The sequence below is a fragment of the Acidovorax sp. Root267 genome (assembly GCF_001429215.1).
Lineage (GTDB): Bacteria > Pseudomonadota > Gammaproteobacteria > Burkholderiales > Burkholderiaceae_C > Acidovorax > Acidovorax radicis.
On sequence record NZ_LMJC01000012.1, the window covers coordinates 121,612 to 147,904 of the forward strand.

Below are 26,293 nucleotides of genomic sequence, written 5' to 3' on the forward strand. Positions count from 1 at the left end.
GCTTGAGCCCTGTTTCTCTCAAATTTCAAGCATCCGGGTTCTCGATGAGCAAGGCAATGCCTTGCCCGCCGCCCACGCACGCGCCGGAGATGCCGTAGCGCAGCCCGCGGCGGCGCAGCTCGCGCGCCAGCGTCACCGTCAGGCGCACGCCGGTGGCGGCCAGCGGGTGGCCCAGGGCGATGGCGCCGCCGTTCACGTTGAGCTTGTTCAGATCCAGGCCCAGTTCACGCCCCACGGCCAAGGTCTGCGCGCCTTGCGCTTCGTTGATTTCAAAAAGGCCGATGTCCGCGAGCGTGAGCCCCGTGCGCGCCAGCAGCGCACGGATGGCCGGCGCCGGGCCGATGCCCATGTACTCAGGTGCCACGCCCACGGCCGCGGCACCACGCAGGCGCGCCAGCGGCTTGAGACCACGCCGCTGCACATAGGCGTCGCTCGCCACGACGGCGCCGACGGCCGCGTCCACCAGGGCCGAGCTGTTGCCTGCCGTCTGCACGCCGCCGGGGTACACCGTGCGCAGGCCCGCCAGCGCCTCGACGGGCGAGGGACGCGGGTGCGTGTCGCGGTCGAGCTGCGCCACCTTGCGCGGCAGCGTGATGCCGCGCGTGGCATACCCTGCCAGCTCGAACTTCTCGCTCGTCACCGGCACGATCTCGCCGGCCAGAAAGCCATCGGCTTGGGCCTTGAGCGCCAGCTCGAACGATCGGGCCGCGTACGCGTCCACGTCTTCGCGGGTGATGCCGTACTTCTTGGCCAGGTTCTCGGCGGTTTCGATCATCGTGACGGGGCCTGCGGTGTCGATCAGCGCCTCCATCAAAAAGTCCTTGAACTCCACCGGCGCACCGAGCTTGAAGCCCGTGCGGTGCGTGTACGCGGCAATCGGGTTGCGCGTCATGGACTCGGTGCCCACCACCAGCGCCACGTCGGCATAGCCCAGCGCGATCTGATCGGCCGCCTGGCGGAACAGCTCGAAGCCCGTGCCGCAGATGCGCTGCACCAGAATGGCCGGCACGCTCTGCGGCACGCCGGCATACAGGCCGATGTGGCGCGGCAGCACGAAGGCGTCGAAGTCGGCCTGCGCCATCGACCCGGTGATGACCGAGTTCACATCGGCAGCGGGAACACCGCTGCGCTCCAGCACGGCGCGCGCCACCTTGATGCCCATGTCGGTGGGCGACACATGGCCCAGCGGCCCGCAGTAGTCGACCATGGGCGTGCGCACGCCGTCGACCAGCCAGGCGTTCAGCGGGGCAGAAAAGGAATGTTCGGTGCTTGTTGTCATGGTCAGACCTTGGTGGTTGTACTGGTTCTGCTGTCGGTCACGCGCAGCACGGTGGCGTAGCCCGTGTCGCCCGCCGCGCAGCCGGTGAACAGGCCCACGCCGCCGCCGCGCAGCACCAGCTCTTCGATCAGTTCGATGATGGCGCGCATGCCGGTGGGCGCCTGCGGGTGACCCCAGATGATCGAGCTGCCGTAGTTGTTCATGCGCTCCCACGCAAAGCCGGTGTCGCGCGCCAGCGCGATGTCGTTCACCGCAAACGGGTTGTGCGTCTTGATGGCGTGCACGTCGGCGATGGACAGGCCCGCGTGCTTCAAAGCGTTGAAGGCGGCCGGCGACGGCGCCATGGGCATGAAGCCGGCTTCGACCCGCGACATACCGAAGCCCAGGATCTCGACCTCGATGCCGGGGTCGGTGGCCACGGCACGCGCCCGGTCACGCGTGGTGACGATGGCGCCCGCATTGCCGTCGGCCGGGTGCGTCTGGCCGCCGAAGGTCACGGTGCCGCCTTCCTTCACAGGCTTCAGTTTGGCCAGGCCTTCGGCGGTGGTGGGGAAGATGCCTTCGTCCGCGGCGAGCGTGCCGGTCTGCTTGCGGAACTTCGAATCGGTGACGGGCACGTCGGCCATGTAGCGCTTTTGAAAGGCGCGGTCGTCGGCCAGCGCCGCCTGGTACTGCGTGTAGCGGTGCAGCTTGAGCGCGTGCTGCTCTTCGGTACTGATGCCGTAGCGCGCCGCCACGTTCTCGCCGGTCTGCAGCATGGGGTTCTTGGCGTAGGGGTCGTGGCCCATGTTGTCGGGCACCCAGTGCTCGGTGATGCCGTAGCCGCCAGTGCCGCTCGAATCGGGGTAGTACACCACCGGGCCGTTGGACTGGCGGTCGGCCATCACCAGCAGGGCGCTGGTGGCGGTGCCGCAGGCCACCTCTTGCGCGGCCATCTGCAGCGCGCGCACACTGGTGGCGCAGGCCTGCTGCACCGTGGGGCCGGCCACGCGGTCGATGCCCATCATGCCGGTGACCCAGGGCAGGCCGTAGAAGCTGCCCTTTTGCGGGTTGGTGATGCCGAGGATTGCCAGGTCCACCGCCGCCAGGTCGTACCCGCGCGCAGCCAGCGCCTGCTTGCCCACGGTGGCCGCCAGTGGCAGGGCATTGAGGTTGGCCAGCGAGCCTTGCCACTTGGCAAACGGGGACGACCAGTAGATACCGTAGGGGATGAAGGCGTTCATGGCGGGTCCTTGCGATGAGTCGGTGTCATTTTAGTTATTTATCATAACCATATGATGATCCCGGAAAGCTAGGGAAACCACCTAGCAAAGAGCACCATTGCGGCCTTGTTTTAGTTATTTTTGATAACCATAATTTCCCTAACTCATACACACCACCATGACCAAGCATTCCGACATCTCCCTTGAAATCCGTGGCGAACACGAGGAAATCGCGGTCATCCGCCTCACCCGCCCCGCCAAGCGCAATGCCTTGAACGACGGCCTGATCCTGGCGCTGCGGGACCTGATGGAGACGCTGCCCGCCTCCGTGGGCGCGGCGGTGATCGATGGCGAAGGCGACCATTTCTGCTCGGGCCTGGACCTGTCCGAGCTCAAGGAGCGCGATGCCGGCCAGGGCCTGCACCACTCGCGCATGTGGCACGCGGCGCTGGACCGCGTGCAGTTCGGCCCCGTGCCCGTGGTGGCGGCGCTGCACGGCGCGGTGGTGGGCGGCGGCCTGGAGCTGGCCAGCGCCTGCCACATCCGCGTGGCCGACGAGTCGACCTTCTACGCGCTGCCCGAAGGCTCGCGCGGCATCTTCGTGGGCGGCGGCGGCGCGGTACGCATTCCGCGCCTGATCGGCACGGCGCGCATGACCGACATGATGATGACCGGCCGCGTCTACAACGCCGTGGACGGCGAGCGCGTGGGCTTCGCGCAGTACCTCGTGCCCACCGGCACGGCGTTCGACAAGGCCTTCGAGCTGGCGCAGCGCATTGCGCAGAACGCGCCGCTGACCAACTACGCCTTGATGCACGCGCTGCCGCGCATCGCCGAGCAGCCGTCGGACCAGGGCCTGATGACCGAAGCCATGATGGCCGCCATCGCCCAGAGCGCTCCCGAAGCCAAGGCGCGCGTGCGGGCTTTCCTCGACGGCAAGGCCGCCAAGGTCAAGAAGGACTGAGAAAGCGGTATCGCGCCCGCGAAAAGCCTCGAAAGCACCTATGACGGCAACCAACCCCTCCCCCCGCTACCGGCCGCTGCGCTTTGGCGTGACCGAAGTCAGCACCCGGCAGGCCGACGACGGCGTGGTCTACGTGCGGGCCACGCAAGACCTGGAGGCCTACCCGCTGCGCCTGACCGACCGGCTCGCGCACTGGGCCCAGACCGCGCCCGGGCGCACCTGGATGGCCCAGCGTGTGAAGAACGCCGACGGCAGCCTGGGCGAGTGGCGCCACATCACCTACGGCCAGGCCTGGCAGGCCGCACGCAGCATTGCCCAGGCCCTGCTCGACATGCACCTGAGCGCCGAGCGCCCCGTGGCCATCCTGAGCGAGAACGACCTGGACCACGCGCTGCTGTCGCTGGGCTGCCTGGTGGCCGGCGTGCCGCAGTGCACGGTGTCCACCGCGTACTCCACCATCAGCCAGGACTTCGACAAGCTGCGCCATGTGCTGGACACGCTGACACCCGGCCTGGTGTTCGCCAGCGACGCCACGCGGTTTGCGCGCGCCATCGAGGCCACCGTGGCCGGCGACGTGCAGGTGGTGCTGGGCACCGGCAGCATCCCGGGCCGCAGCACCGTGGCCTTCAGCGCCCTGCTGGCCACCCCTGCCACGCCGGCCGTGGATGCGGCGCACGGCGCCATCACGGCCGGCAGCATCGCCAAGTTCATGTTCACCTCGGGCTCCACCAAGCTGCCCAAGGCCGTGATCGTGACGCACGGCATGTGGGCCGCCAACCTGCAGCAGATGAACCAGTCCATGCCGGTGCTGGCCGAAGAGCCCCTGGTGCTGGTGGACTGGCTGCCGTGGAACCACACCTTCGGCGGCAACCACAACTTCGGCATCGTCATCTACAACGGCGGCACGCTCTACCTCGACGAAGGCAAGCCCACGCCCAAGGGCATGGCCGAGACCATCCGCAACCTGCGCGAGATCGCGCCCACGGTGTACTTCAACGTGCCCACGGGTTTCGAGGTGATCGCGCAGACCATGAAGACCGACGCGCAGCTGCGCAAGAACCTGCTCAGCCGCGTGAAGATGTTCTTCTTTGCCGCTGCTGCGCTCTCGCAGCCCATCTGGGACTCGCTGTTCGAGAGCGCCGAGCGCGAGGTGGGCGAGCGCATCGTGATGAACACGGGCCTGGGCATGACCGAGGGCTGCCCGTTCTGCGTGGCGGTGAACAGCCCCGACGTGCAGGCCGGCGACATCGGCGTGCCCACGCCGGGACTCGAGCTCAAGCTCGTGCCCGTGGACGGCAAGGTCGAGGTGCGCTACCGCGGCCCCAACATCACGCCCGGCTACTGGCGCAATGCCGACGCCACGCGCGACGCCTTCGACGACGAGGGCTTCTACTGCTCGGGCGACGCGGTCAAGTGGATCGACGAGCACGACCTGAACAAGGGCCTGAAGTTCGACGGCCGCATTGCTGAGGACTTCAAGCTCAGTACCGGCACCTTCGTGAGCGTGGGCCCCATGCGCGCCAAGATCATCGCCGCCTGCGCGCCCTACGTGCAGGACGCGGTCATCACCGGCATCAACCTGAAAGAGATCGGCGCGCTGCTGGTGCCCACCCCCACCATCCGCACGCTCAGCGACCTGCCGGAGAGCGCCAGCCTGCACGAGGTGCTGGCGAGCGCCCCGGTGCAGCAGCACTTCCAGCAGGTGCTGGACAAGCTTTCGGCCGAGTCCACCGGCAGCGCCACCCGCGTGGCCCGCGCGCACCTGATGGCCGAGCCGCCCTCGCTCGACAAGGGCGAGGTCACCGACAAGGGCTCCATCAACCAGCGCGCCGTGCTGCAACACCGCGCGGACGTGGTGGACGCCCTGCACGGCGGCACGCTGCCCGGCACGCTGGTGCCGCGCCACTGAACGCCAAAGACACACCCAACATTTTTCTCAAGGACACACAGCATGGACATCCAAGGACAAGCCGCCATCGTGACCGGCGGCGCATCGGGCCTCGGTGAAGCCACGGCCCGCGAACTCGCCCGCCTGGGCGCCAAGGTCGCCGTGCTCGACCGCAATGCCGAGCTGGCCGAGAAGGTCGCGGCCGACATTGGCGGCGTGGCGTGCGCCTGCGACATCACCGACGCCGCCAGCGTCACCGCTGCACTGGAGAAGGCCGCTGCGGCCCACGGCCCCGCGCGCATCCTGATGAACGTGGCCGGCATCGGCAGCGCCAAGCGCATCGTGCAGCGCGACGGCAGCGCCGCGCCGCTGGAAGACTTCACGCGGGTGGTGACCATCAACCTGATCGGCAGCTACAACGTGAGCCGCCTGTTCGCCGCCGCCTGCGCGAAGCTCGACGCCCTGCCCAACGGCGAGCGCGGCGTGATGATGTTCACCGCCTCGGCCGCCGCGTTCGACGGCCAGGTGGGCCAGCAGGCCTACAGCGCCTCCAAGGGTGGCCTGGTCGGCATGACGCTGCCCATGGCGCGCGACCTGGCGCAGCACGGCATCCGCGTGTGCACCGTGGCGCCGGGCCTGTTCGCCACGCCGCTGATGAAGGAGTTGCCCGAGGCCGTGCAGCAGTCGCTGGCCGCGAGCATCCCCTTCCCCCCGCGCCTGGGCAAGCCCGAGGAGTTTGCCGAGCTGGCCTGCCACATCGTGACCAACGGGCACCTGAACGGCGAAGTCATTCGCCTCGACGGCGCCCTGCGCATGGCACCGCGATGAGAAGCCCCCCTGCGCCGCTTCGCGTCATCCCCCCAGGGGAACGCCACCGGTGGCCTGGCAAAGCCAGTTCCACGGTGGCGCTGGCTTGCGCAGCGCCAGTTTTGTGCGCCACGGGAGGCGCAGCCCAGTCGATAACAAGAGGGTGTGCAAACACCCCAGTTGATTTTTGAAAATTCCGTCAGATACACACCAGGAGACAAACCATGACCACCACACGCCGTCAATTCGTTCAGGCCCTTGGCGCCAGCGCCGCGCTGGGCGCCCTGCATCCCTTCGCCGCCCATGCGCAGGTCGAGCAGGTCAAGGTCTACTTCGGCTTTCCGGCCGGCAGCTCGGGCGACACCGTCGCGCGCCGCGTGGCCGAGAAGTGGGGCGGCACCGCGTTCAGCAAGAACGCCGGTGTGGTGGAGAACAAGCCCGGCGCAGGCGGCCGCATTGCGCTGGAGACACTGAAGGCAGCGCCTGCCGACGGCTCCGTGCTGGCCGTGGCGCAGGTGTCGGCGCTGGCCAACTACCCGCACATCTACAGCAAGATGAACTACACCGACAAGGACTTCGCGCCCGTGTCGATCGCCGCGGTGATGCACCACGGCCTGGCCGTGGGCCCCATGGTGCCGGCCAGCGTGAAGACGGTGAAGGACTTCCTGGCCTGGGCCAAGGCCAACCCCAAGGACGCGAGCTACGGCTCGCCCGGTGCGGGCTCCACGCCCCACTTCTTGGGCGCGCTCTTGGGCATCAACAGCGGCGTGGACCTGCGCCATGTGCCCTACCGCGGTTCCATCCCCGGCGTGACCGACGTGGTGGGCGGGCAGGTCGCCGCCATGGTCACGCCGCATGGCGACTTCATTGCCAACTACAAGGCCGGCAAGATCCGCATCCTGGCCACTTCGGGCCCGAAGCGCTCCATCTACGTGCCGGATGTGCCGACGTTTGCCGAACAGGGCTTCCCTGAGCTGACCACCGAAGAATGGTTTGGCTTCTACGCGCCTGCTGCGACACCCAAGCCCGTGATCGCCGCCGCCAACGCCGCCATCAACGCGGCGCTGAAGGAAAAGTCGGTCATCGACAGCCTGGCCATCGTGGGCCTGATGCCCCACGGCTCCACCCCCGAAGAGCAAGCCCGCTGGCAAAAGGCCGAGTACGACACCTGGGGTCCGCTGATCAAGAAGATCGGCTTCACCGCAGATTCTTGAGTTCCCCCTGAGCGGCTTCGCCGCTTCCCCTGAGGGAGACGCCACCCGTGGCCTGGCAAAGCCAGTTCCACGGTGGCGCTCGCCTGGGCCGCGCCCGTTTTCAAGGTTTCCAGCAAAAAGAGCCGCCAGCGCTTATCCATAGAGCGCGATAAGCTATCAAATAGTGAGCAAACCATGCCAGCACGCCAGGCCCTTGCCGACATCCAGCATCTGCTGACCCATGTGCTGCAGGCGCCCAGCCGCTGGCAGGCGCTGCCACCGTTTGCCGACACCGACGGCGAACTGGCCGCGCAGGTGCTCGACGAAGCCGCCAAGTTTGTCGACAACGCCGTGGCCCCGCTGCAGCGCATGGGCGACGAGGAGGGTTGCCGCTTCGACGCAGGCCAGGTGCACACGCCCGCAGGGTTCCGCGATGCGTACCAGGCCTTCTGGCAGGCGGGCTGGCCCTCGCTCTCGTGCGCGCCTGAGGATGGCGGCCAGGGCCTGCCGGCGGTGCTCGAATGTGTGCTGTTTGAATGGCTGGCCGGTGCCAACCACGGCTGGACCATGGCGCCGGGCCTGCTGCATGGCGCCTATGAATGCATCAAGCACCACGCCAGCGACGCACTCAAGGCGCAGTATCTGGAAAAGATCGCCACCGGCGAATGGCTGGCCACCATGTGCCTCACCGAAGCCCACGCGGGCAGCGACCTGGGCCTGGTGCGCACACGCGGCGTGCCGCAGCCCGACGGCAGTGCACGCGTGAACGGCAGCAAGATTTTTATCTCCGGCGGCGAACACGACCTGACCGACAACATCGTGCACCTGGTGCTGGCGCGGTTGCCCGACGCACCGGCGGGCCCCAAGGGGCTGTCGCTGTTCCTGGTGCCCAAGGTCTTGCCGGACGGAAAGCGCAACGCCGTGGTGTGCGAGCGCATCGAAGAAAAGATGGGCCTGCACGGCAGCCCCACCTGCGTGATGCGCTTTGACGACGCCACCGGCTGGCTGGTGGGCGAGCCGAACAAGGGTCTCAACGCCATGTTCGTGATGATGAATGCGGCGCGCCTGCACGTGGGCCTGCAGGGCATCGGCCTGCTCGAAGCCGCCTGGCAAAAGGCCAGCGCCTATGCGGCCGAGCGCCGCCAGATGCGCGCGCCCGGCGCCGCCGACACCAGCCTCATCCAGGACCACCCGGCCATCCGCCGCATCCTGCACACGCAGCGCGCCTGGATCGACGGCGGGCGCGTGCTGGCCTACCACACGGCCTTGCAGCTTGACGTGGCCAAACACCACCTCGATGCGGGCGAGCGCGCCGCGGCCCAGCGCTGGTGCGCGCTCGTCACGCCCGTGCTCAAGGCGGCACTCACCGACCAGGGGTTTCACGGCGCCAGTGCCTGCCTGCAGGTGTTTGGCGGCCACGGCTACGTGCGCGAATGGGGCATCGAGCAGATCGTGCGCGACGCGCGCGTGGCCATGATCTACGAGGGCACGAACGAGATCCAGGCCATCGACCTGCTGGTGCGCAAGGTGCTGGCCGACGGTGGCCAGGGCCTGACGGCGCTGTTGGCATCGCTGCCCGGCCCCACACCCTCCCCCGCCGCTGGTGCGCGCCGCCACGCGCTGATCGAGATCACGCAGACGCTGGCGATTGCCGCGCAGTCCGAGCCCGAGCTGCCCTATTGGGTGGCCGACGACTACCTGCGCGCCGTGGCGCTGGTGCTGCTGGACTGGGCCTGGGGCCAGATCCGCGCGGCCAGCCAAGGCGAGCGTGGGAGCGAGCCCACCGGTTCCTCCGAGCGCGGGAACGAGCCAGCGCACAACCCCGAACGCTGGAGCGCACCCGCCCAGGCCCTCACCCAGTGGGTGCTGCCCGAGTTCGACATGCGCGCCGCCATCCTGCGCCAGCGCATCGCGCAGTCCCTCGAAATCAAGACCAAATTGGCCGCCATCGCTTGATGGAAGAGCGTTAACAGCTACTCAATTTGTAGCAATCGCTTCTCTTGCCACACCAATCCCTGCTGCGCGTTGAGGCCGCGCTGCGGGTTTCCTTGGGCCTCAGATCACGGAGACAACAGCATGAATATCAAGAAAAGAAGAATGCGCATCCACCCCCTCGCCCTATCGGTCCTGCCGGCAGCTCTGCTGATCGGATGCGGAGGGGGATCGTCGGACGGGGGCCTGCCGCAACTGGCAGCGGCCAGCCCTGGGACCTTGCAGGCATGCGCGAATCTGGCCGCCACCCTGGTGCTGCCGGAGACCCGGATCATCTCGTCAGAGCTGGTCCCGCAAGGCCCCCTGACGGTACAGGGCGCAACGGCTCAAGCGCCCGCACATTGCTTGGTCAAGGGGAAGATGAAGGAACGCACCAGCCCCGTGGATGGCGCCAGCTACGCCATTGGTTTTGAGATTCGCATGCCGCAGGCGTGGAATGGCCGATTTCTGCACCAAGCCAACGGCGGGTTGGACGGGAGCGTGGTCACGGCGCTGGGAGCGGTGAGTGGGGCCGCGCCGGTCTCCCCAGCGCTGGTACAAGGTTTCGCCGTGCTCAGCTCTGACGCAGGGCATCCGGCCCCCACCCCTTTCTTCGGCGTGGACCCGCAAGCGCGGCTGGACTATGGCTACCAGGCTGTGGGCACACTCACTCCCATGGCCAAGAATCTGATCAAGAGCGCCTACGGCAAGGGCCCGGACCGCTCATACATTGCAGGTTGCTCCAACGGTGGTCGCCACGCCATGGTGGCCGCATCACGTTACGCCGACCAGTACGACGGCGTGCTGGCGGGCAACCCCGGTTTTAGCCTGCCCAAAGCCGCCACAACCCAGCTATGGAAAGCCCAGCAATACGCAAAGGTGACCACGGCCAACGACGCCGCAGGCCTGCCCAATCTCACCACCGCTGTCACCCCCGCAGAGTTCCAGCTCGTCAGCAACAAGATCCTGGCCAAATGCGACGCCCTGGACGGAGCTTCGGATGGGCTGGTGAATGACGTCGCTGCCTGCCAGACAGCCTTTAACCTGCAAAACGATGTGCCCAGTTGTACGGGTGCACGCGACGGAACCTGTCTGACGCCCGAACAGAAAACTGTTCTCTCCAGCGTTTTTGCGGGGCCCAAGAACAGCAAGGGCGAAGCGCTGTACACCGGTACCTGGTTTGACCCCGGCATCGCGGGCGCCAACTTTGCGTCATGGCACTTTGGGTCTCCCGCCACGCGGGATGCTGGCGCCGTGGCGTTCATCTTCACCTCGCCGCCATCTTCCGTGGCAGCGTTCACAGCCATCCCGGGCATGCGCTACGCGCTGGACTTCAGCATGGAAACGGACTACCCCAAGATGTTTGCCACAAGTGCTGTGTACGCAGAGGCGCCCTGGTCTTACATGACGCCACCCAACGCCTCCGACCTGAGCACGCTCAAGAACCGTGGCGCCAAGATGATGGTCTACCACGGCGTGGCTGACGGCGTGTTCTCCCCCGTAGACACCGCCGGCTGGATGGACCGCCTGCAGGCCAACCATGGCGGCAAGGCCGACGCGTTTTCCCGCCTGTTCCTGGTGCCCGGCATGAACCACTGCTCCGGTGGCCCCACCACCGACCAGTTCGACATGCTGGCCCCGCTGGTGGCCTGGGTAGAGCAAGGCAAGGCCCCCGACAGCGTGACCGCCCGTGCACGCGGTGCGGGTGCCAACGTGGTCAACGCCGAGCTGCCCGCAAGCTGGTCTGCCACCCGCACCCGCCCGCTGTGCGCCTACCCCAAGGTCGCGCGCTACAACGGCACGGGTGACATCGAAAGCGCCAGCAGCTTCAGCTGCAAATAGGGCAAGTGCGGGAAGGGCCATGGCCACCGTTCGGCCAGGGCCCTTCCCTCCCGGTCGCCCCCGTGCCACCATGGCGCGGCAGCCCCCACAACCCCCAGGAGACCACCGCATGAACACCCGCCTCCCCATGCGCCCCCGCGCTCTGGCCCCCTCTTTCACATCTTCCGCCTCTGCAGCCACGGCAGCCCTGGCGGCCGCCGCCGCGCTGCTGGCGGGCTGCAGCACCGCGCCCCGCGCCAACGTACCGCAACTGGCCGCCGCAACGCCCGCCACCTTGCAGTCCTGCACCACGCTGGCCACCAGCCTGGCGCTGGCCGACACACGCATCACCTCCGCCGAGCAGGTGCCGGAAGGCCCCCTGACCCTGCAGGGCGTGACCACCCAGGCCCCCGCGCACTGCCTCGTCAAGGGCAAGATGAAAGAGCGCACCGGCCCCGTGGATGGCGCGGCCTACGCCATCGGTTTCGAGATGCGCCTGCCCGTGGCGTGGAACGGCCGCTTTCTGCACCAGGCCAATGGCGGGCTGGACGGCAGCGTGGTGACCGCGCTGGGCTCGGTGAGCGGGGCCGCGCCAGTAGCCCCTGGCCTGGTGCAAGGCTTTGCGGTGCTCAGCTCGGACGCAGGCCATGGCGCCCCCACCCCGTTCTTCGGCCTGGACCCGCAGGCCCGGCTGGACTACGGCTACCAGGCCGTCGGCACCCTGACGCCCATGGCCAAGAACCTGATCAAGGGCGCCTACGGCAAGGCCCCGGACCGTTCGTACATCGCGGGCTGCTCCAACGGCGGGCGCCATGCCATGGTGGCCGCATCACGTTACGCCGAGCAGTACGACGGCGTGCTGGCGGGCAACCCCGGCTTCAGCCTGCCCAAGGCAGCCACGGCCCAGCTGTGGAAGGCCCAGCAATACGCCAAGGTATCCCCAGCCGGAGCCAACGGCCAGCCCGACCTGACCAAGGCCGTGAGCCCCGCCGAATTCCAGCTCATCGGCCGCAAGATCGTGGAGCGCTGCGACGCACTGGACGGCGCCACCGACGGCCAGGTGAACGACGTGCAGGCCTGCCAAACCGCGTTCAACCTGCAGCGCGACGTGCCCACCTGCACCACTACCAACACCGCGCGCGACGGCACCTGCATCTCTGCCGAGCAAAAGAACGTGCTGGCCAGCATCTTTGCCGGGCCCAAGAACAACAAGGGCGAAGCCCTGTACACCGGCACCTGGTTCGACCCCGGCGTGGCAGGCAGCAACTTTGCGTTCTGGCACTTCAACGCGCCCACCACGCGCGACGCGGGTGCCGTGGCCTTCCTGTTCACCACACCACCCTCCACCCTGGACGCCTTCAAGGCCACCACCGGCCTGCAGTACGCGCTGAACTTCAGCCTGGAGACGGACTACCCCAAGATGTTCGCCACCACGCCGGTCTATACCGAGTCATCGTGGTCGTACATGACGCCGCCCAACGCCACCGACCTGGGCGCGCTGCGCAACCGGGGCGCCAAGATGATGGTCTACCACGGCGTGGCCGACGGCGTGTTCTCGCCCATCGACACCGCCCACTGGATGGACCGCGTGCAGGCCCACCACGGCGGCAAGGCCGACGACTTTGCCCGCCTGTACCTGGTGCCCGGCATGAACCACTGCTCCGGCGGCCCCGCCACCGACCAGTTCGACATGCTGGCCCCGCTGGTGGCCTGGGTGGAACAGGGCAAGGCGCCCGACAGCGTGACGGCCAAGGCACGCGGCGCAGGGGCCAAGGTGGTGAATGCCGAGCTGCCTGCGACCTGGTCTGCCAGCCGCACCCGGCCGCTGTGTGTGTACCCGAAGGTAGCACGCTACAACGGGACGGGGGATGTGGAGAGTGCGAGCAGTTTTAGCTGCAAGTGAGGGGGATTAAAAGTGGGAAGCCCGGCTTGTGCCGGGCTTTTTCCTTGTGCGGAAGGGTGGCTAGAAGTGCTGCCTCGTGCGGCCCTGGAAGCTCAAGACTTTGCGACCCGAGCTACACACCAGTGAGAAGCGATTTACGCAGATTCATTGGCAGCTTTGCTGCAATTGCAGCCGTTCGCACCTCGGTCACAAATGGGTACTATCGGCCAGAATCGGGCTTAGGCGAAGCCCGGCGCGACACATTCGAATCTTCATATGATCTACCTAGCAATCACCTCTGAGGGCCTCTCCCAAGCGCTGCGTGTAGCAGGGAATGATGACGCGGTATGGTGTGGTGCCGATGCGATTTCAGAAACAGCATGGACCGCGTTACCCGCGCCGAAATGCACTCGTTTTGTCCACGAGTTAAGGGATCGAGTTCTGCTGGATGACGCTTTAGGCACCATCGAAGAGCATCACCCCGGGCAGACCATTTGGATCGAGGCGACATCTCCTGCATGACCAATAGCGGCCAGAAGCAGTCATCTACAGCAGCGGCCGAATATCGAGCATGCTTGACACGGACTAAGAGGATCACGAGTGAACGAATACATACTTCTGATGCATCAGGACGCTCCCGACACGGAAGCCGCCGACGATTCGAAATGCTGGGCGCAGTACATTGCAAAGCTCCGCAGCACCGGCCAATTCGATGGGGGTAGCTCGATAGGGCGTGGAGAGCGCCTCAGGAAAAATCATTCAGGTCAACCGACCGACAATGATCTGGGCGGCTTCATCCGAGTGCGTGCAGCCAGCCTCGAAAGCGCCAAAGAGTTTTTGGCAGGCAATCCAGTGTACGAGGCTGGCGGCACGGTGGAGATCCGAGAGCTGCCCCAAACCTAGTGGTACAGGTGCCGCAATACGGGGGCCGCTTTGGGGCCCTGGCTGCCGCTGATGCGATGGCTGTCATCGGCCAAGAGCGACCACCGGGAAAAGGACTAGATGAGTGTTGATAACGATCTTGTAAGCAAGCACCTGCGGCGACCCTTCAGTGCCAGGGAACGAGGCTGGACAGGGATTGGATTGGGCCTCTGTGTGGGGTTGTTGGCTTGGCAAGAATACCTCCAGCCGTCCGCGAGGCCCTTCGCGGGCAAATGGGCTTGGCTCAAAGACTTTATGTACGCGCAGTTGGGCCCCCATGGGGTTGCTGTCGGATTCGGTCTAATCGGCTTGATGCTTGCGCTATGGGGTGCTTATGAAGTGGCAACTTCGCGGCGAAATGAAGCAAACAAGCAGAGTTGATTGAGCGCTCACGAGTTTGTTCTCGGGCGTCGGCTTCGGGCCCTAAGGCGACAGTGGTAATGATGGCTCAGAGGCGTCAGCGGTACTCAGCGCTGGTCAGAGCTAGAAATAGATGTTGTGTGTTTCTTGAGCAAGTTTTCTGGACTTCGCGGACTATCTTGCTTTGCCGGTACATTGGCAGCGATTCCTGATTGCGAAAGACGAATCATGCACATGCGATACGCGGCGCTTTTGCTGCCGCTCCTACTCGTGCCTTTGCTATTCACCTCACCCGTTGCGTGCGGATGTGAGCCCGACCCAGGCTCCATGGCGGGTCAGATGTCGATCTATGTATCTCCCGGCGGCCGACCAGTATCCGCCTCTGAGAATCAATCACTCGCCAACATCGCATTTGCAGGCAAGGACATCCGCCACCTCGCCGCTGAGGGGTCTTTTCATAAAAATTGCCAGCGGACCAGCCCGACTCATCTTGAGTGCATTTATTGGAATGAAGTTGGCATCGTCTACAGCAGCGGCCGAGTGGTTCACGTGGCTGCCGATGCGACCTATCGGGTTACTGCCGTCACCGTTTCGACTATCCGAAAACTGTTTGGAGTGTCTTTCGGGTGAGGCGCTAGTCTTTTAACGGAGCCCCGCCACTTGATTCACATGCTGACAGCCTGAGTCAGCAATAGGGCTACGACCGCTTCTGGCCGATAGTACTCATTCGAGGCGGACACCGTATGCCCCAACCAGCCTGAAGCAGTCACCCCAAATACCTGCTTCTCCGCGCGCCTTGCCTAACTTTCGCAGTGGCTCAGTTCACGCCATCGATTGCCAGCCGATCACAGTACCGTGGTCCGGTCAGTCGATGACTTTGGAAGGGCTGGACCCCTGGGTTGGGGCGATTCGCACGTTGTTGGGCTGATACAGCCCAGACCGTCGCCTGAAATCAGCGACTACTCCGACGCGCCCGGCGTCCGTTCCATCAAGCCCTGCCGCTTACTGGCATCTTCTTTCGCCTTCTTCCCTTGGTCGTAATGCCACTTGATGGCGAAGAACATGCCGGTGCCGAACACGAGCACCTTGAACACAATGAAGACTATCGGGACCCAATCCATCTTTGAGATTTTCCTGGCTGTTGATGGGCACTCACTACCGCGCAGTGCACTGCCTCAAAACGCTGCGTCAGCAGCTTCATCGTGTTCAAGCCGTCGTCGAATTTCACATCGACAGCGCCGGGCAAATGATCTGAAAACTTGGTGCGATGCTATCGGGCCTGCTGGGCGAGCGTAAGCATCAGTTCTGCATAAATTTCCCGTAGCAGATGGAGACCGCTGCCGAACGCGACTGCCTGCACTCAACGCCGATCTGGGTACACAAAAAGGCTTGCATGAGGAAACCCCATGCAAGCCTTTGATTTGTGGCGTGCTACTGCCGAGTGCTCAGAACGGCAACCCCACATAGTTCTCCGCGAGCGACCCCAGCGCCTTCTCTGACGAGAACAGATACGCCAGGTCCGTGTCCTGCAGCTTCTGGTCGTAGGCCAGCGACTCGGGGAAGGTGTGCAGCATGGTCGTCATCCACCACGAGAAGCGCTGGGCCTTCCACACGCGGGCCAGGGCCTTTTCGGAATACTTGTCCAGACCGGTGCTGTCGCCATCCTTGTAGTGCGCGACCATGGCGTGATACAGGTAGTAGATGTCGGATGCCGCGCTGTTCAGGCCCCGTGCGCCGGTGGGCGGCACGATGTGGGCGGCATCGCCCGCCAGGAACAGGTTGCCGTAGCGCATGGGCTCGGCCACAAAGGAGCGCAGGGGGGCGATGGACTTTTCGATGGATGCGCCGGTGATGAGCTGCGCGGCCACCTCGGCGGGCAGGCGGCGTTTGAGCTCGGCCCAGAAGGCTTCGTCGGACCAGTCTTCCACGGTGTCCGTCAGCGGCACCTGGATGTAGTAGCGGCTCAGCACCTGCGAGCGCAGCGAGCACAGCGCAAAGCCGCGTTCGTGCTTGGCATAGATCAGCTCGGGCGAGACGGGCTTGGTGCGCGAGAGCACGCCCAGCCAGCCGAAGGGGTAGACCTTTTCGTATTCCTTGAGCACGTCGCGCGGGATGGACTTGCGGCTCACGCCGTGGAAGCCGTCGGCGCCGATGACGAAGTCGCAGTCGATACGCACCACCTCGTCGCCGTTGCGGTAGGTGACATACGGGTTGGCGCTTTTCAGGTCGTGCGGCTGCACGTCTTCGGCGTTGTGGATGACGATGCCCTTCATGCGGTCGCGCGCTTCGTACAGGTCGCGTGTCAGCTCGGTCTGGCCGTACACCACCACCGAGCTGCCGCCGCTGTACTTGTGCAAATCGACCCGGTCCATCTTGCCGTCGTGGGCGATGATGAAGCCGTCGTGGATCTCGCCTTCCTTGTCCATGCGCTCGCCGCACTGGGCCTCGCGCATGAGCGCGGCAAAGCCGTGCTCCAGCACGCCGGCGCGGATGCGGCCCAGCACGTATTCACGGCTTTGGCGCTCGAGCACGATGGTGTCGATGCCCTTGAGGTGCAAGAGCTGCGAGAGCATGAGGCCCGAGGGGCCTCCGCCGATGATGCAAACCTGGGTTTTCATGGTGTCTCCTGGTGTGGTTGGTGCGTTCATGACATGGGTCAAACGGACCACCCAAAGATACGTGGCACAGTCGCCGCGTTGAATGGACGGATGGAGCCAGAACATGCACTTTTCGAACATCGATGGCATTCGCTCGTACAGCCTGTTTGGCGAGTCGCAGCACCTGCCCGATGTGCTGCACTGCGAGACGATTGCCGAGCGTTCGGTGCTGCACGACTGGGAGCTGGCGCCGCACCGGCACACGCGGCTGCACCAGGTGCTGCTGATCACCTCGGGAGGGGGCGTGGCGCACCTGGACGGCGAGCGGATCCAGCTGTTTGCGGGGGCGCTCATCAACGTGCCGCAGGGGCATGTGCACGCATTCCGCTTTACGCAGCACACGCAGGGCTGGGTGGCCACGCTGGCGGATGAATTGATGGACGAAATTTTTGTGCGCGTGGGCGATGTGCGGCGCGACCTGGCGCGGCCCGCTGTGGCGCCTGCGCCGCCTGAACTGCACCAGGCCATGGGCCAGGTCTGGCAGGAGTTCTCGGGCCGGGCCAAGGCGCGTGCGCTGGTGCTGCGGGGCCTGAGCGCCACGCTGCTGGGCTGGGTGGCGCGGGCCATTGAGGACCACAGCCCCGACGACACCGCTGCACCAGAGTCCAGCCTGGTGCAGCGGCTGGAGGCGTTGATCGAGGCGCATTTTCTGGAGCACTGGCAGGTGGCGGACTATGCGCGGGCGCTGGCCGTTTCACCCACGCACCTGAGCCGCGTGGCGCGCGCTGCCACGGGCGTGTCGGCCCAGCGACTGGTGGAGGCGCGCCTGATGCGCGAAGCGCGGCGCAACCTGGCCTACACCCACCTGGGCGTGGCCACCATTGCCTACACGCTGGGCTATGCCGACCCGGCGTACTTCACCCGCGCATTCACGCGCGATGCAGGCTTGTCGCCCCGCAGCTTTCGCGCGCAGGTTGCAGCATCGAGCCCGGTCCGCAGCACGTGAGCCCGGTGACACGCTGCTGACACTCCGCTGTCAGTAGCCCCCGCACACCATCGAGGCTTCTTTCTTTCACACACAAGGAGCCTCCATGAAAAACGCCATCGCCTGGTTTGAAATCCCCACCACCCAACTCGACCGCGCCCAGGCCTTTTATGAAACCGTGCTGGGCCAGCCCATGCGCCGCGAGAACATGGGCCCGAGCGAAGGCGCCGTGTTTGCCTACGACGGCGCTGCAGACGGCGTGGGCGGCGCGCTGATGATGGGCCCTACGGCACCGCAGGTATCGGGCAGCGGCACACTGGTGTACTTGGATGCCTCGCCCTCGCTCGACGCCGCGCTGGAGCGCGCCGTAGCCCAGGGCGGCCAGGTAGCCCTGCCCCGCCAGGCCCTGCCGCCGGGCATGGGGTTTTTTGCACACATCCACGACCTGGATGGCAACCGCGTGGGTCTTCACGCACTTTCTTGAAGAAGGGACAACCGCATGGAAACACAGGAACTGCACCGAGGCCGCCTGATTGACCACATCCAGCTCGTCGTGCGCGACCTGGCGGCCAGCCAGGCGTTTTACACAGCCGCACTCGGGGCCCTGAAGGTGCCGATGGGTGGCGCGGACGAGGGCTATTTCTGGGCGGATGAGCTGTTTGTGTCGTCAGCAGACAGCCTCGCTGCGCAAGGCCACCTGACCGGCCGCACGCACCTGGCCTTCCAGGCGCAGGACCGGGCGATGGTGGATGCCTTCTACCAAGCCGCGCTGGCCCATGGCGGCACCGACAACGGCGCGCCCGGCGAACGCCCCTACCACCCTGGCTACTACGCCGCGTTTGTGCTGGACCCGGACGGGAACAACATCGAGGCCGTGTTCCACGGCGAGGCCCAGCGCAGCGCGCCGTCGGTCAAGGTGACGTTCTGAGGTTCTGAGGTTCTGAAGGCTGGGGCTTGTCGCCCCCCGCCGGCCCAAGCCCGTCACGGCACTATTCGCCCTCGGGACGGGCCAGGCCACGCAGCGGTATCGGCGTGGAGAACACGATGGATGTGCGTGTTTCCCCATACCCATTGATGTCCGCCAGAAACCGTTCCAGGTCCGGCAAATCGCGCGCGACCACCTGCAGCACATACGAATCGTTGCCACTGACATGGTGGCACTCCAGCACCCGCGCTGACTGACGCAGCTTGTCGATCAGCGCCTTCTTGCCGGGCTGCGGCACGTTGATGCCCACCACGGCGCGCACGCCGTAGCCGACCTTGGCGGGGTCGATGTCGGCGTGCACGCCACGCACCACCCCGGCCTCCTGCAGCCGCCGCAGGCGCTCCAGCGTGGCGGGCACCGACAGCCCTACCGTGTGCGCCAGGTCTTTGAGGGAGATACGCCCATCGGCCTGCAACGCGGTGATGAGCCGCCAAGCCTTGTCATCGACTTCCATAAAAGCCTTTATCGGTAGAAGCGGAAAAAATCGAAATCAAAATTCAACAATACCTAATTTTCTGCATTCTCCATCGCAAACCACCGCCCTAGCATTGGTGCATGGACTTCGCCTCACTCACCCTGTTTCTCCAAGCCGCCATCATTGGCGTCCTCATCGCGGCCCCCGTCGGCCCCATTGGTCTGCTGACGATGCAGCGCACCCTGGAGCGGGGACTGGCGGCCGGGCTGGCCACGGGCCTGGGCGCCGCTGCCGCAGACGCGGTGTACGGCGCCATCGGCGCCTTCAGCGTGCGCTGGCTGATCGACCTGCTCGCCAGCGCCAAGACACCGCTCGCGCTCGGCGGCGGCGCGTTGCTGCTGGTGCTGGCCTGGCGCACCTGGCATGCGCCGGCGGCCCACACCGCTGCACCGGCGCGCGATGCGCGCGGCCTGCTGGGCCTGGCTGCGGGCACCTTCGCGTTGACGCTGGCCAACCCGGCCACCATCGTTTCTTTCATCGCGGTGTTTGGGTCGCTGGGCGGTGGCCAGCAAGCCATGCCGTCCCCGCTGTGGATGGTGGCGGGCGTTCTGGCGGGCTCGGCAGCGTGGTGGCTGCTGCTGACTGGCGCGATTGCGTACCAGCGGCGGCGCTTCACGCCGACCTGGCGCCAGCGCATCAACCAGGCCTCGGCACTGCTGCTGGGCGGGTTTGCGCTGTGGCAATGGGTACAGCTCGTCTAAGAGCGTGTTTACGATCTCGCAGCCAACGAGGTAATGCTGCAAAGGTACTGACACTGCGCTGTCAGCAGCGCACCCGCACCATCACGGCTTCTTTCCCCTCAAGGAGCTTTCCATGACCGACGCCTTGTTTCAGCAAGCCCTGTGGCGGGACGCCGAGCCCATGTCCGCGGCACTGGCCCCCTTCGTGACAGAAACCCCCGCGGCCCCACCGCGCCGCAACTGGATTGCGGTGGCCAGCGCCCAGCATGCTCGCCGCGGGTGTGCAGCGCCAGGCGCAGGCTACATGCAGGTGTGCCATGGCAAGGCCGCGCCGCTCAAGCGCATCCAGCCGGGAGACCGCGTGGCCTACTACTCGCCCACGGTCACCATGGGTGGCAAGGACCGGCTGCAGGCATTTGTCTCCATCGGCATTGTTCTGGCCGGGGATCCGTATGCGTTTGACATGGGCGGCGGGTTTGTACCGTTTCGCAAGGACGTGGCCTACGTACCCGCGCGGGAGGCTGCGATTGCGCCGCTGCTCGACGACTTTGAGTTTGTGGACGACCGCACGCATTGGGGCGGCAAGTTCCGCTTTGGGCTGTTTGCCGTCAGCGACCACGACATGCGCCTTATCGCGCAGGCGATGGGGGCAGACGCCACATTGCTCCATTGGACATAGCCGCGCGCTACCGGGCGGCAAACACTGACCGGTTTGCAGAGGCGCCACATGGGGGCTGGCACCTGCCGTGGCAACACAGGCAGTACAACAAGACGGGACAACGCCGCCAGGGGAGTTTTGTGAGCCGCGCTAACACACGGCCATCAACGCATCCACAATTCTTCGTTGGGCCGCGCTCAGGGCGGCATAGCCTTCGCGCATCATGCGCAGCACGATCGCGTGGATTTCCAGTTCACCAGTAGGCATGGTCTGCTCCTTGGAGGAAAGTCTTCGGCCACCGCGCAGGCAGGCCGACGGATCACAGTGCATGTTGCAGGCTCGCAGACCTACAAGCACCCGGGCCTGCCCCGCCATGGACCAAGCCCTCATGCCACTGTGCCGAGGTAGCAGCACTGGCGGTAGCGCGATAAAAGGGGAAGTTCGCGGCTTTTTTCAGACGCCGCCCCGTGGCTGGTGCGCACCCTACATCGCCACCCGGGGGGCGCAAACACGCTCTACGGCGCAGTGGCACCCGGCACGTAAGCATCCACGATCGAGGGCTCCCGGTCTCCAGGGGCAGTGCGGGCCAGTTTGGACCATGACCAGGTTTCAACATCGGGCGCGTCGTAGGTACCGTAGGACTGGCCACCCCATGAGAAGTAAGAGCCCTTGTTCCCCGTGGAGACGGTGCGGGTGCCCACAGCCAGCGCACCATCCTTCAGCAGCGCAAGGCGAAAACCCTGGAGAACGCCCGTGCCCCCAGCATCCTTGCCCTCGGGGATGTCCTGGGGAACCACGTCGAGCATGCCGGAGGTGCAACGCGTCTGCGCGCCGCCGTAGGTGACCAGGCTCCATCGGCGAGTAAGGGAGGAGCGTATGTTGCGTGCGCGGTTGATGGTGCGCGTGCGCATGGTCATCTCCCCACCCGCCTGCTGCACCCATATCTGCATCTCGGGCCCATTGACATAAAAGGGCAGCCCGCCCTGCTCCCACCGGCGGTTGGACGGCCTGTTGCCATGCACGCCGCTGGCATCGACTGGAGGCCAGGCGTAAACCCCTTGCAGGGGCGGGCAGCCGAACCAGCTGCTCTGCACGGGGCCAAACGCCTTGGGCGGCTTGGGCGACCCTTGCAATTCAGGCCCGCAGGCCGATAGCGCCACACAACACAGTGCCAGCACAGCCACCAGGCGCGCGTGGCATACACGCGGGTGCCCGGTGCGGGGGCCACCGTGCGATGGCGGAGGGAAGGCTGGAGTCATGGTCACAGGTCTGCCGTGGTGGCCCGATTGTCGTGCCGAACGCCGCCTTGTGCGCACTCTGTTTTTGATAGCTGCCCGCGCTTATCCAACCTGCGCCAGGGCCTGAAATTTCATCAAGGATGCGCTGACCCCGCCCGCACACGCACCAGCGCCTCGGACACATCGCGCCACGCCGGGCGGCCCGGCGCATAGCGCTGGCGCATGTAGCCTGCCAACTCGGCGATTTGCGCATCGCTGAGCGCGTGGCCAAACGCGGGCATGAAACCGATGTCGCGCGTGGCGGGCTCGCGGATGCCGTGCACGATGACCTGCAGCAGGTTGTCGGGCCGGTCGCTGTGCAGGTTGCTGTTGAGGGCCAGGGGCACGTTCACGCCCAGCAGGCGCGGACCGTCGCCGTCGTGGTGGCAGGCGGCGCAGGCGCCGTCGAACAGGCGCTGGGCCTGGCCGGGCTGAGGGGCCAGCGCAGCGGCCTGGGCCACAGCGGCTTGGGCGCGCTGCTGGGGGTCAGGCACAGGCTGTGTGGCTGGCTGGGTAGCCGCGTCCGTCGCAGTGAATGAGGCCAGGTAGCTTGCCATGGCGCGGATGTCTTCGTCGGGCAAGTGGGCCAGCTCGCGCACCACGGGTGCCATGGGGCCGGAGGCGCTGCCGTGCTGCGGGCTGTGGCCGCGGCGCAGGTAGCCATACAGCGCATCGGCCGTCCAGGGCACGGGCGCCTTCGACAGGCCGGTGAGCGCAGGCGCCTCCCAGCCATCCACCATGGTGCCCGAGAGGAACGCAGCCCCTCCCAACTCGGCCCCCAGCGCATTGCGCGGCGTGTGGCAGGCGCCGCAGTGGCCCACGCCCTGCACCAGGTAGGCGCCCCGGTTCCATTCGGGCGGGCGATTCGGGTCGGGCTTGAAAGGCGTGGCGTCGTGGAACAGCGCGTTCCAGCCGGCCATCAAAGGGCGCACGCTGAAGGGGAAGGCCAGTTCCGTCTTGGGCACCTCGGCCCTCACCGCAGGCTGCGCCATGAGGTAGGCATACAGCGCGGTCAAGTCGTCGTCGCTCATCTTGGCGAACGACGTGAAAGGGAACGCGGGGTACAGGTACTTGCCGTCGCGCGAGATGCCTTCGCGCATGGCGCGCTGGAAGGCGCTGAAGGACCACTGGCCGATGCCGGTCTCGGCGTCGGGCGTGAGGTTGGTGGTGATGACCTTGCCAAAGGGGGTATCCATGGCACGGCCCCCAGTGTTGGGCGTGCCGCCTGGGGCGGTGTGGCACACCACGCAGTCGCCTGCAGCAGCCAGCAACCGGCCCCGCTCGATGGTGGCTGCGTTGTAGACCGAGGCACCCGCCGTCTGCACCACGGGTGCGATGGACGGGCGCCAGCCCAGCAGTGCCGCGCCCATGGCCAGGCCACCGGCGGCCAAGGCCAGTGCACGTGCCCAGGGGCTGCGTTGGCGCGGCCACGTGGCGCTGGCGGGCACGGCGGGCGCGGGCAGCTCCAATGTGGGCAACACCTCGGCGGGTTCTGCGGGTTGGCTACCACCCGCAGCAGCGTCGCCCGCCCCACCGGGCAGGGGATTGAGCCCGGCGCGCACCACCTCGGGGGTGAACGGCGGCGCCCGAAACCGCACGCCCGTGGCGTCGAAGATCGCGTTGGCGATCGCCGCCGTGCCGGGCACCGAGGACGACTCGCCCGAGCCCAGCGGCGCCTCGTCCTGCCGGGGCATGTGCATGACCTCGATGACGGGCACTTCGCGGAAGCTCAGGATGGGGTAGCTGCCCCATTCGCGGTTGTCCACGGCCTGCTTGATCGGCTCGAACGCCACCTGCTCCTTGAGAGCCCGGCTGGTGGTCTGCAGCACATTGCCATGTACCTGCTGCTCCACGCCCGCGGGGTTCACCATCAGGCCCGCGTCGTGCCCCACGACCACGCGGCGCACATGCACCTCGCCGGTCTTCTTGTTGACCTCCACATCGGCCACCCAAGCCGCCCAGGCTGCGCCAAAGCCGGGCCACTTGCTGTGGATGTAGCGCGCGTAGGCAAAGCCCTGGCCCTGCACCCAGTCGCCGTCCAATTCCCGCTGCAGCGGGCCGGTGCGGCGCACCCAGCCGGCTTTTTCTGCCGTGGCCTGCACCAGTTCTGCTGCGCGCGGGTCGTTGAGCAGTTGCAGGCGGAAAACGACTGGGTCCACCCCGGCGGCCGTGGCCAATTCGTCCACATAGGATTCGTGCGCAAACGAATTGGGCAGCGCCGACACCCCACGCAACCACGAGGCACGCACGATGGGTGCCATATCGTTCACGGCAACGCGCAGGTTGTCGTAGCTGTACGGCGGGCGGGCGGTGCGGTCGCCCATCTCATAGGCCTGGGCCACAGGCTCGATGGTGCGCGTAAGCAGCAGGGCCAGCGTAGGGGCGCCGTTCGACGGGTACGAGGTCTCGAAGTCGTACGCCGCCACCGAGCCATCGGCGTTGAGCCCGCCGCGCACCTGCATGAGCTGCGCCGTGCCCTTGGGCTCCCACAAATGCTCCTGCTCGCGCGTGAGCTGTACCCGCACCGGGGCGCCCACCGCGCGCGACAGCAGCGCGGCGTCTGCGGCCACGTCATCCGCGCCATTGCGGCCATAACAACCTGCGGCCTCCATGCGGATCAGGTCAATGTCCACATCGGCCAGCCCCATCAGACGCGCCAGGTCGGCGCGCAGCACGTGCGGGTTCTGCGTGCCGGCCCACACGGTCATGCGCGGGCGGCCTGCGCTGTCGCCGCTGCGCCACTCGGCCACCGCGCAGGACGGGCCGATGGAGGCGTGCATCTGGTACGGCCACACGTAGGTGCGCGGCATCGGCTGATCGGAAGCGGCCAGGGCGGCATCGACATCGCCCTCGTCCACCAGGCGGCGCTGGGTGGCAGGGTTGGCGCGAATGGCCTGCTCCAGCGCCTCGGTGCTGTCCTGGCGTGGGAAGCCGGGCCAGTCCTTCCATTGCACCTTCAGCTCGCGCAGGGCCTGCTCGGCCTGTTCCTCGCGCTCGGCAACGATGCCAACGAAGTCGCGGATGACCACCATAGCGCGGATGCCGGGGATGTGTGCGATGGACGACCGGTCCACCGATTCCAGCGTGTTGCCGATGAAATCGCCGTGGTCGGCCCCCGCATACGGCGGGCGCACCACGCGGCCGTGCAGCATGCCGGGCACACGCATGTCGTGCACAAAGACCAGCTCGCCGCTGACCTTGGCCGGAATGTCCACGCGCGGCACCGACTGGCCGACCACGCGGTAGTCCGCCGCTGGCTTGGTGGGCGTGGCATCGGCCAGTTCCAGCGTGGTGTGTGCGCCCGCGAGCAGCGGGCCATAGGCGACCTGGCGCGATGGGTCGGCTGTGAAGTGCACTACGCCCGCACGCACCTGAAGTTCATCAACCTTCACACCCAGCCGCTCTGCGGCCTGCGCCACCAGCCAGTGACGCGCCTGCGCAGCAGCGGCACGCAAAGGCTTGGCGTGGATCTGGATGGACGCACTCGCAATCGTAGCGCCCTGGTTGGGCGCACGCGTGGTGTCGCCCAGCACCATGTTGACCTTGTCGAGGGCCACGTCCAGCTCTTCGGCCACGATCTGCGCCAGCGCGGTGCGGATGCCGGTGCCCAGGTCCACGTGGCCGTTGAGCGCGGTCACGCTGCCGTCGTCCCACACGGCGATCAATATCTCCACGCCCTCGGCCGGGTTGCCCGCCACTAGGGTTGGCTGGCCCTTGACGGGCGGCGGTGCGGGCGGTGGGTTGCGCACGACCAGCAGCACGCCCGGGGCGGCATGGAAATCGGCGCGGGTGAGCGGGGTGTGGGCGCGCAGGGGCCGGGCGTTTTCGGGTGTCGCGCTCATGCCTGGGCCTCGCGCATCAGCACGGCCGCGCGCAGCACGGCACGGATGATTTCGACATGGGTGCCACAGCGGCACAGATTGCCCGACAGCTCTCGACGCACGGCGGCTTCATCGGGGTCGGGGTTTCGCTCCAGCAAGGCCACGGCCATCATCACCATGCCGTTGAGGCAGTAGCCGCACTGCGCGGCCTGCTCATCCACAAAGGCCTGCTGCACCGGGTGAAGTCCTTGGGTGCGGCTGCAGCGCCCGGGCAGCCCTTCCAGCGTGGTCACCTCGCGGCCTGCCACGCCCTGCGCCGGGATCACGCAGGCCCGCGCGGCAATCCCATCCACCAGTACCGTGCAGGCACCACACTGCCCCAGGCCGCAGCCGTACTTGGGGCCATTGAGTGCCAGGTCGTTGCGCAACACATGCAGCAGCGTGGCACCGGCCGAGGTTTTCGGCGGAAGAACACAAGGCTGGCCATTGACGACCACGGCGTGAGGCGAAGCGGGCGCGTGCATGTC

General features: G+C 66.5%; 23 protein-coding genes. 15 read left to right on the forward strand and 8 right to left on the reverse strand.

What is annotated here, in order from left to right; translation table 11 throughout:
• Nucleotides 1–25: 25 nt before the first annotated feature.
• Together ASE39_RS10135 and ASE39_RS10140 are read right to left on the reverse strand one after the other, a co-directional pair.
• A complete protein-coding gene (locus tag ASE39_RS10135) occupies nt 26–1,279 on the reverse strand; it encodes a thiolase family protein (RefSeq protein WP_057271051.1) in 1,254 nt (417 codons plus the stop codon).
• Nucleotides 1,280–1,281: 2 nt separating this feature from the next.
• On the reverse strand, nt 1,282–2,502 hold the full coding sequence (locus tag ASE39_RS10140) for a thiolase family protein (RefSeq protein ID WP_057271052.1): 1,221 nt from the start codon (nt 2,500–2,502) through the stop codon (nt 1,282–1,284).
• A 157-nt stretch (nt 2,503–2,659) separates the two neighbouring features.
• Between ASE39_RS10140 and ASE39_RS10145 the strand changes: the two genes are divergently transcribed.
• The 10 genes from ASE39_RS10145 (at nt 2,660) to ASE39_RS26355 (ending at nt 14,918) form a co-directional block, all read left to right on the forward strand.
• Entirely contained in the window at nt 2,660–3,445 is a 786-nt protein-coding gene (locus ASE39_RS10145; RefSeq protein WP_010466905.1) for a crotonase/enoyl-CoA hydratase family protein, read from the forward strand.
• Between the two features lie 40 nt (nt 3,446–3,485).
• Complete coding sequence (locus ASE39_RS10150) at nt 3,486–5,354, forward strand: feruloyl-CoA synthase (RefSeq protein ID WP_057271053.1); 1,869 nt, start codon at nt 3,486–3,488, stop codon at nt 5,352–5,354.
• A gap of 42 nt (nt 5,355–5,396) precedes the next feature.
• Nucleotides 5,397–6,161: an SDR family NAD(P)-dependent oxidoreductase gene (locus ASE39_RS10155; RefSeq protein WP_057271054.1), complete on the forward strand. Its 765-nt coding sequence runs from the start codon at nt 5,397–5,399 to the stop codon at nt 6,159–6,161.
• A 203-nt stretch (nt 6,162–6,364) separates the two neighbouring features.
• On the forward strand, nt 6,365–7,354 hold the full coding sequence (locus tag ASE39_RS10160; protein WP_010466902.1) for a Bug family tripartite tricarboxylate transporter substrate binding protein: 990 nt from the start codon (nt 6,365–6,367) through the stop codon (nt 7,352–7,354).
• 174 nt (nt 7,355–7,528) lie between these two features.
• Complete coding sequence (locus ASE39_RS10165; protein ID WP_057271055.1) at nt 7,529–9,289, forward strand: acyl-CoA dehydrogenase family protein; 1,761 nt, start codon at nt 7,529–7,531, stop codon at nt 9,287–9,289.
• Nucleotides 9,290–9,430: 141 nt separating this feature from the next.
• Nucleotides 9,431–11,146, forward strand: coding sequence for a tannase/feruloyl esterase family alpha/beta hydrolase (locus ASE39_RS10170; protein WP_082615386.1), 1,716 nt, complete (start codon nt 9,431–9,433; stop codon nt 11,144–11,146).
• 109 nt (nt 11,147–11,255) lie between these two features.
• Nucleotides 11,256–13,028, forward strand: coding sequence for a tannase/feruloyl esterase family alpha/beta hydrolase (locus ASE39_RS10175; RefSeq protein ID WP_082615387.1), 1,773 nt, complete (start codon nt 11,256–11,258; stop codon nt 13,026–13,028).
• A 255-nt stretch (nt 13,029–13,283) separates the two neighbouring features.
• Nucleotides 13,284–13,529 carry a hypothetical protein gene (locus ASE39_RS25800; protein WP_082615388.1) on the forward strand — a complete coding sequence of 82 codons (246 nt, stop codon included), beginning with the start codon at nt 13,284–13,286 and terminating at the stop codon, nt 13,527–13,529.
• Between the two features lie 99 nt (nt 13,530–13,628).
• Complete coding sequence (locus ASE39_RS10180) at nt 13,629–13,910, forward strand: YciI family protein (protein ID WP_225584742.1); 282 nt, start codon at nt 13,629–13,631, stop codon at nt 13,908–13,910.
• A gap of 717 nt (nt 13,911–14,627) precedes the next feature.
• On the forward strand, nt 14,628–14,918 hold the full coding sequence (locus tag ASE39_RS26355; RefSeq protein WP_140426742.1) for a hypothetical protein: 291 nt from the start codon (nt 14,628–14,630) through the stop codon (nt 14,916–14,918).
• A 329-nt stretch (nt 14,919–15,247) separates the two neighbouring features.
• Here ASE39_RS26355 and ASE39_RS26880 read toward each other — a convergent pair whose 3' ends face one another.
• Together ASE39_RS26880 and pobA are read right to left on the reverse strand one after the other, a co-directional pair.
• The gene (locus ASE39_RS26880; RefSeq protein ID WP_199864264.1) at nt 15,248–15,409 is read right to left on the reverse strand and encodes a hypothetical protein; all 162 of its coding nucleotides are present in this window, start codon (nt 15,407–15,409) and stop codon (nt 15,248–15,250) included.
• Nucleotides 15,410–15,733: 324 nt separating this feature from the next.
• Nucleotides 15,734–16,906 carry a 4-hydroxybenzoate 3-monooxygenase gene (gene pobA, locus ASE39_RS10185; RefSeq protein WP_057271057.1) on the reverse strand — a complete coding sequence of 391 codons (1,173 nt, stop codon included), beginning with the start codon at nt 16,904–16,906 and terminating at the stop codon, nt 15,734–15,736.
• A 103-nt stretch (nt 16,907–17,009) separates the two neighbouring features.
• Here pobA and ASE39_RS10190 point away from each other — a divergent pair, with 103 nt between their 5' ends.
• The 3 genes from ASE39_RS10190 (at nt 17,010) to ASE39_RS10200 (ending at nt 18,798) form a co-directional block, all read left to right on the forward strand.
• Complete coding sequence (locus ASE39_RS10190; protein ID WP_082615389.1) at nt 17,010–17,891, forward strand: helix-turn-helix domain-containing protein; 882 nt, start codon at nt 17,010–17,012, stop codon at nt 17,889–17,891.
• Between the two features lie 85 nt (nt 17,892–17,976).
• Nucleotides 17,977–18,354 carry a VOC family protein gene (locus ASE39_RS10195; protein WP_010466874.1) on the forward strand — a complete coding sequence of 126 codons (378 nt, stop codon included), beginning with the start codon at nt 17,977–17,979 and terminating at the stop codon, nt 18,352–18,354.
• A gap of 15 nt (nt 18,355–18,369) precedes the next feature.
• Nucleotides 18,370–18,798 (forward strand): VOC family protein, encoded by a 429-nt coding sequence (locus ASE39_RS10200; protein ID WP_057228150.1) that lies wholly within the window; start codon nt 18,370–18,372, stop codon nt 18,796–18,798.
• A gap of 61 nt (nt 18,799–18,859) precedes the next feature.
• Here ASE39_RS10200 and ASE39_RS10205 read toward each other — a convergent pair whose 3' ends face one another.
• A complete protein-coding gene (locus ASE39_RS10205; RefSeq protein ID WP_057228147.1) occupies nt 18,860–19,309 on the reverse strand; it encodes an Lrp/AsnC family transcriptional regulator in 450 nt (149 codons plus the stop codon).
• Nucleotides 19,310–19,410: 101 nt separating this feature from the next.
• On the opposite strand from ASE39_RS10205, the gene ASE39_RS10210 reads away from it, so the two are divergent.
• Both ASE39_RS10210 and ASE39_RS10215 read left to right on the forward strand, forming a co-directional pair.
• Nucleotides 19,411–20,031 (forward strand): LysE family transporter, encoded by a 621-nt coding sequence (locus tag ASE39_RS10210; protein ID WP_057271059.1) that lies wholly within the window; start codon nt 19,411–19,413, stop codon nt 20,029–20,031.
• 112 nt (nt 20,032–20,143) lie between these two features.
• A complete protein-coding gene (locus ASE39_RS10215) occupies nt 20,144–20,689 on the forward strand; it encodes an EVE domain-containing protein (RefSeq protein ID WP_082615390.1) in 546 nt (181 codons plus the stop codon).
• Between the two features lie 494 nt (nt 20,690–21,183).
• Here ASE39_RS10215 and ASE39_RS10220 read toward each other — a convergent pair whose 3' ends face one another.
• The 3 genes from ASE39_RS10220 to ASE39_RS10230 form a co-directional block, all read right to left on the reverse strand.
• Nucleotides 21,184–21,927: a hypothetical protein gene (locus tag ASE39_RS10220; RefSeq protein ID WP_082615391.1), complete on the reverse strand. Its 744-nt coding sequence runs from the start codon at nt 21,925–21,927 to the stop codon at nt 21,184–21,186.
• 113 nt (nt 21,928–22,040) lie between these two features.
• On the reverse strand, nt 22,041–25,787 hold the full coding sequence (locus ASE39_RS10225; RefSeq protein WP_057271060.1) for a molybdopterin cofactor-binding domain-containing protein: 3,747 nt from the start codon (nt 25,785–25,787) through the stop codon (nt 22,041–22,043).
• Nucleotides 25,784–26,290: a (2Fe-2S)-binding protein gene (locus ASE39_RS10230; RefSeq protein WP_057271061.1), complete on the reverse strand. Its 507-nt coding sequence runs from the start codon at nt 26,288–26,290 to the stop codon at nt 25,784–25,786. Before ASE39_RS10230 ends, ASE39_RS10225 begins: the two co-directional genes overlap by 4 nt.
• Nucleotides 26,291–26,293 lie beyond the last annotated feature (3 nt).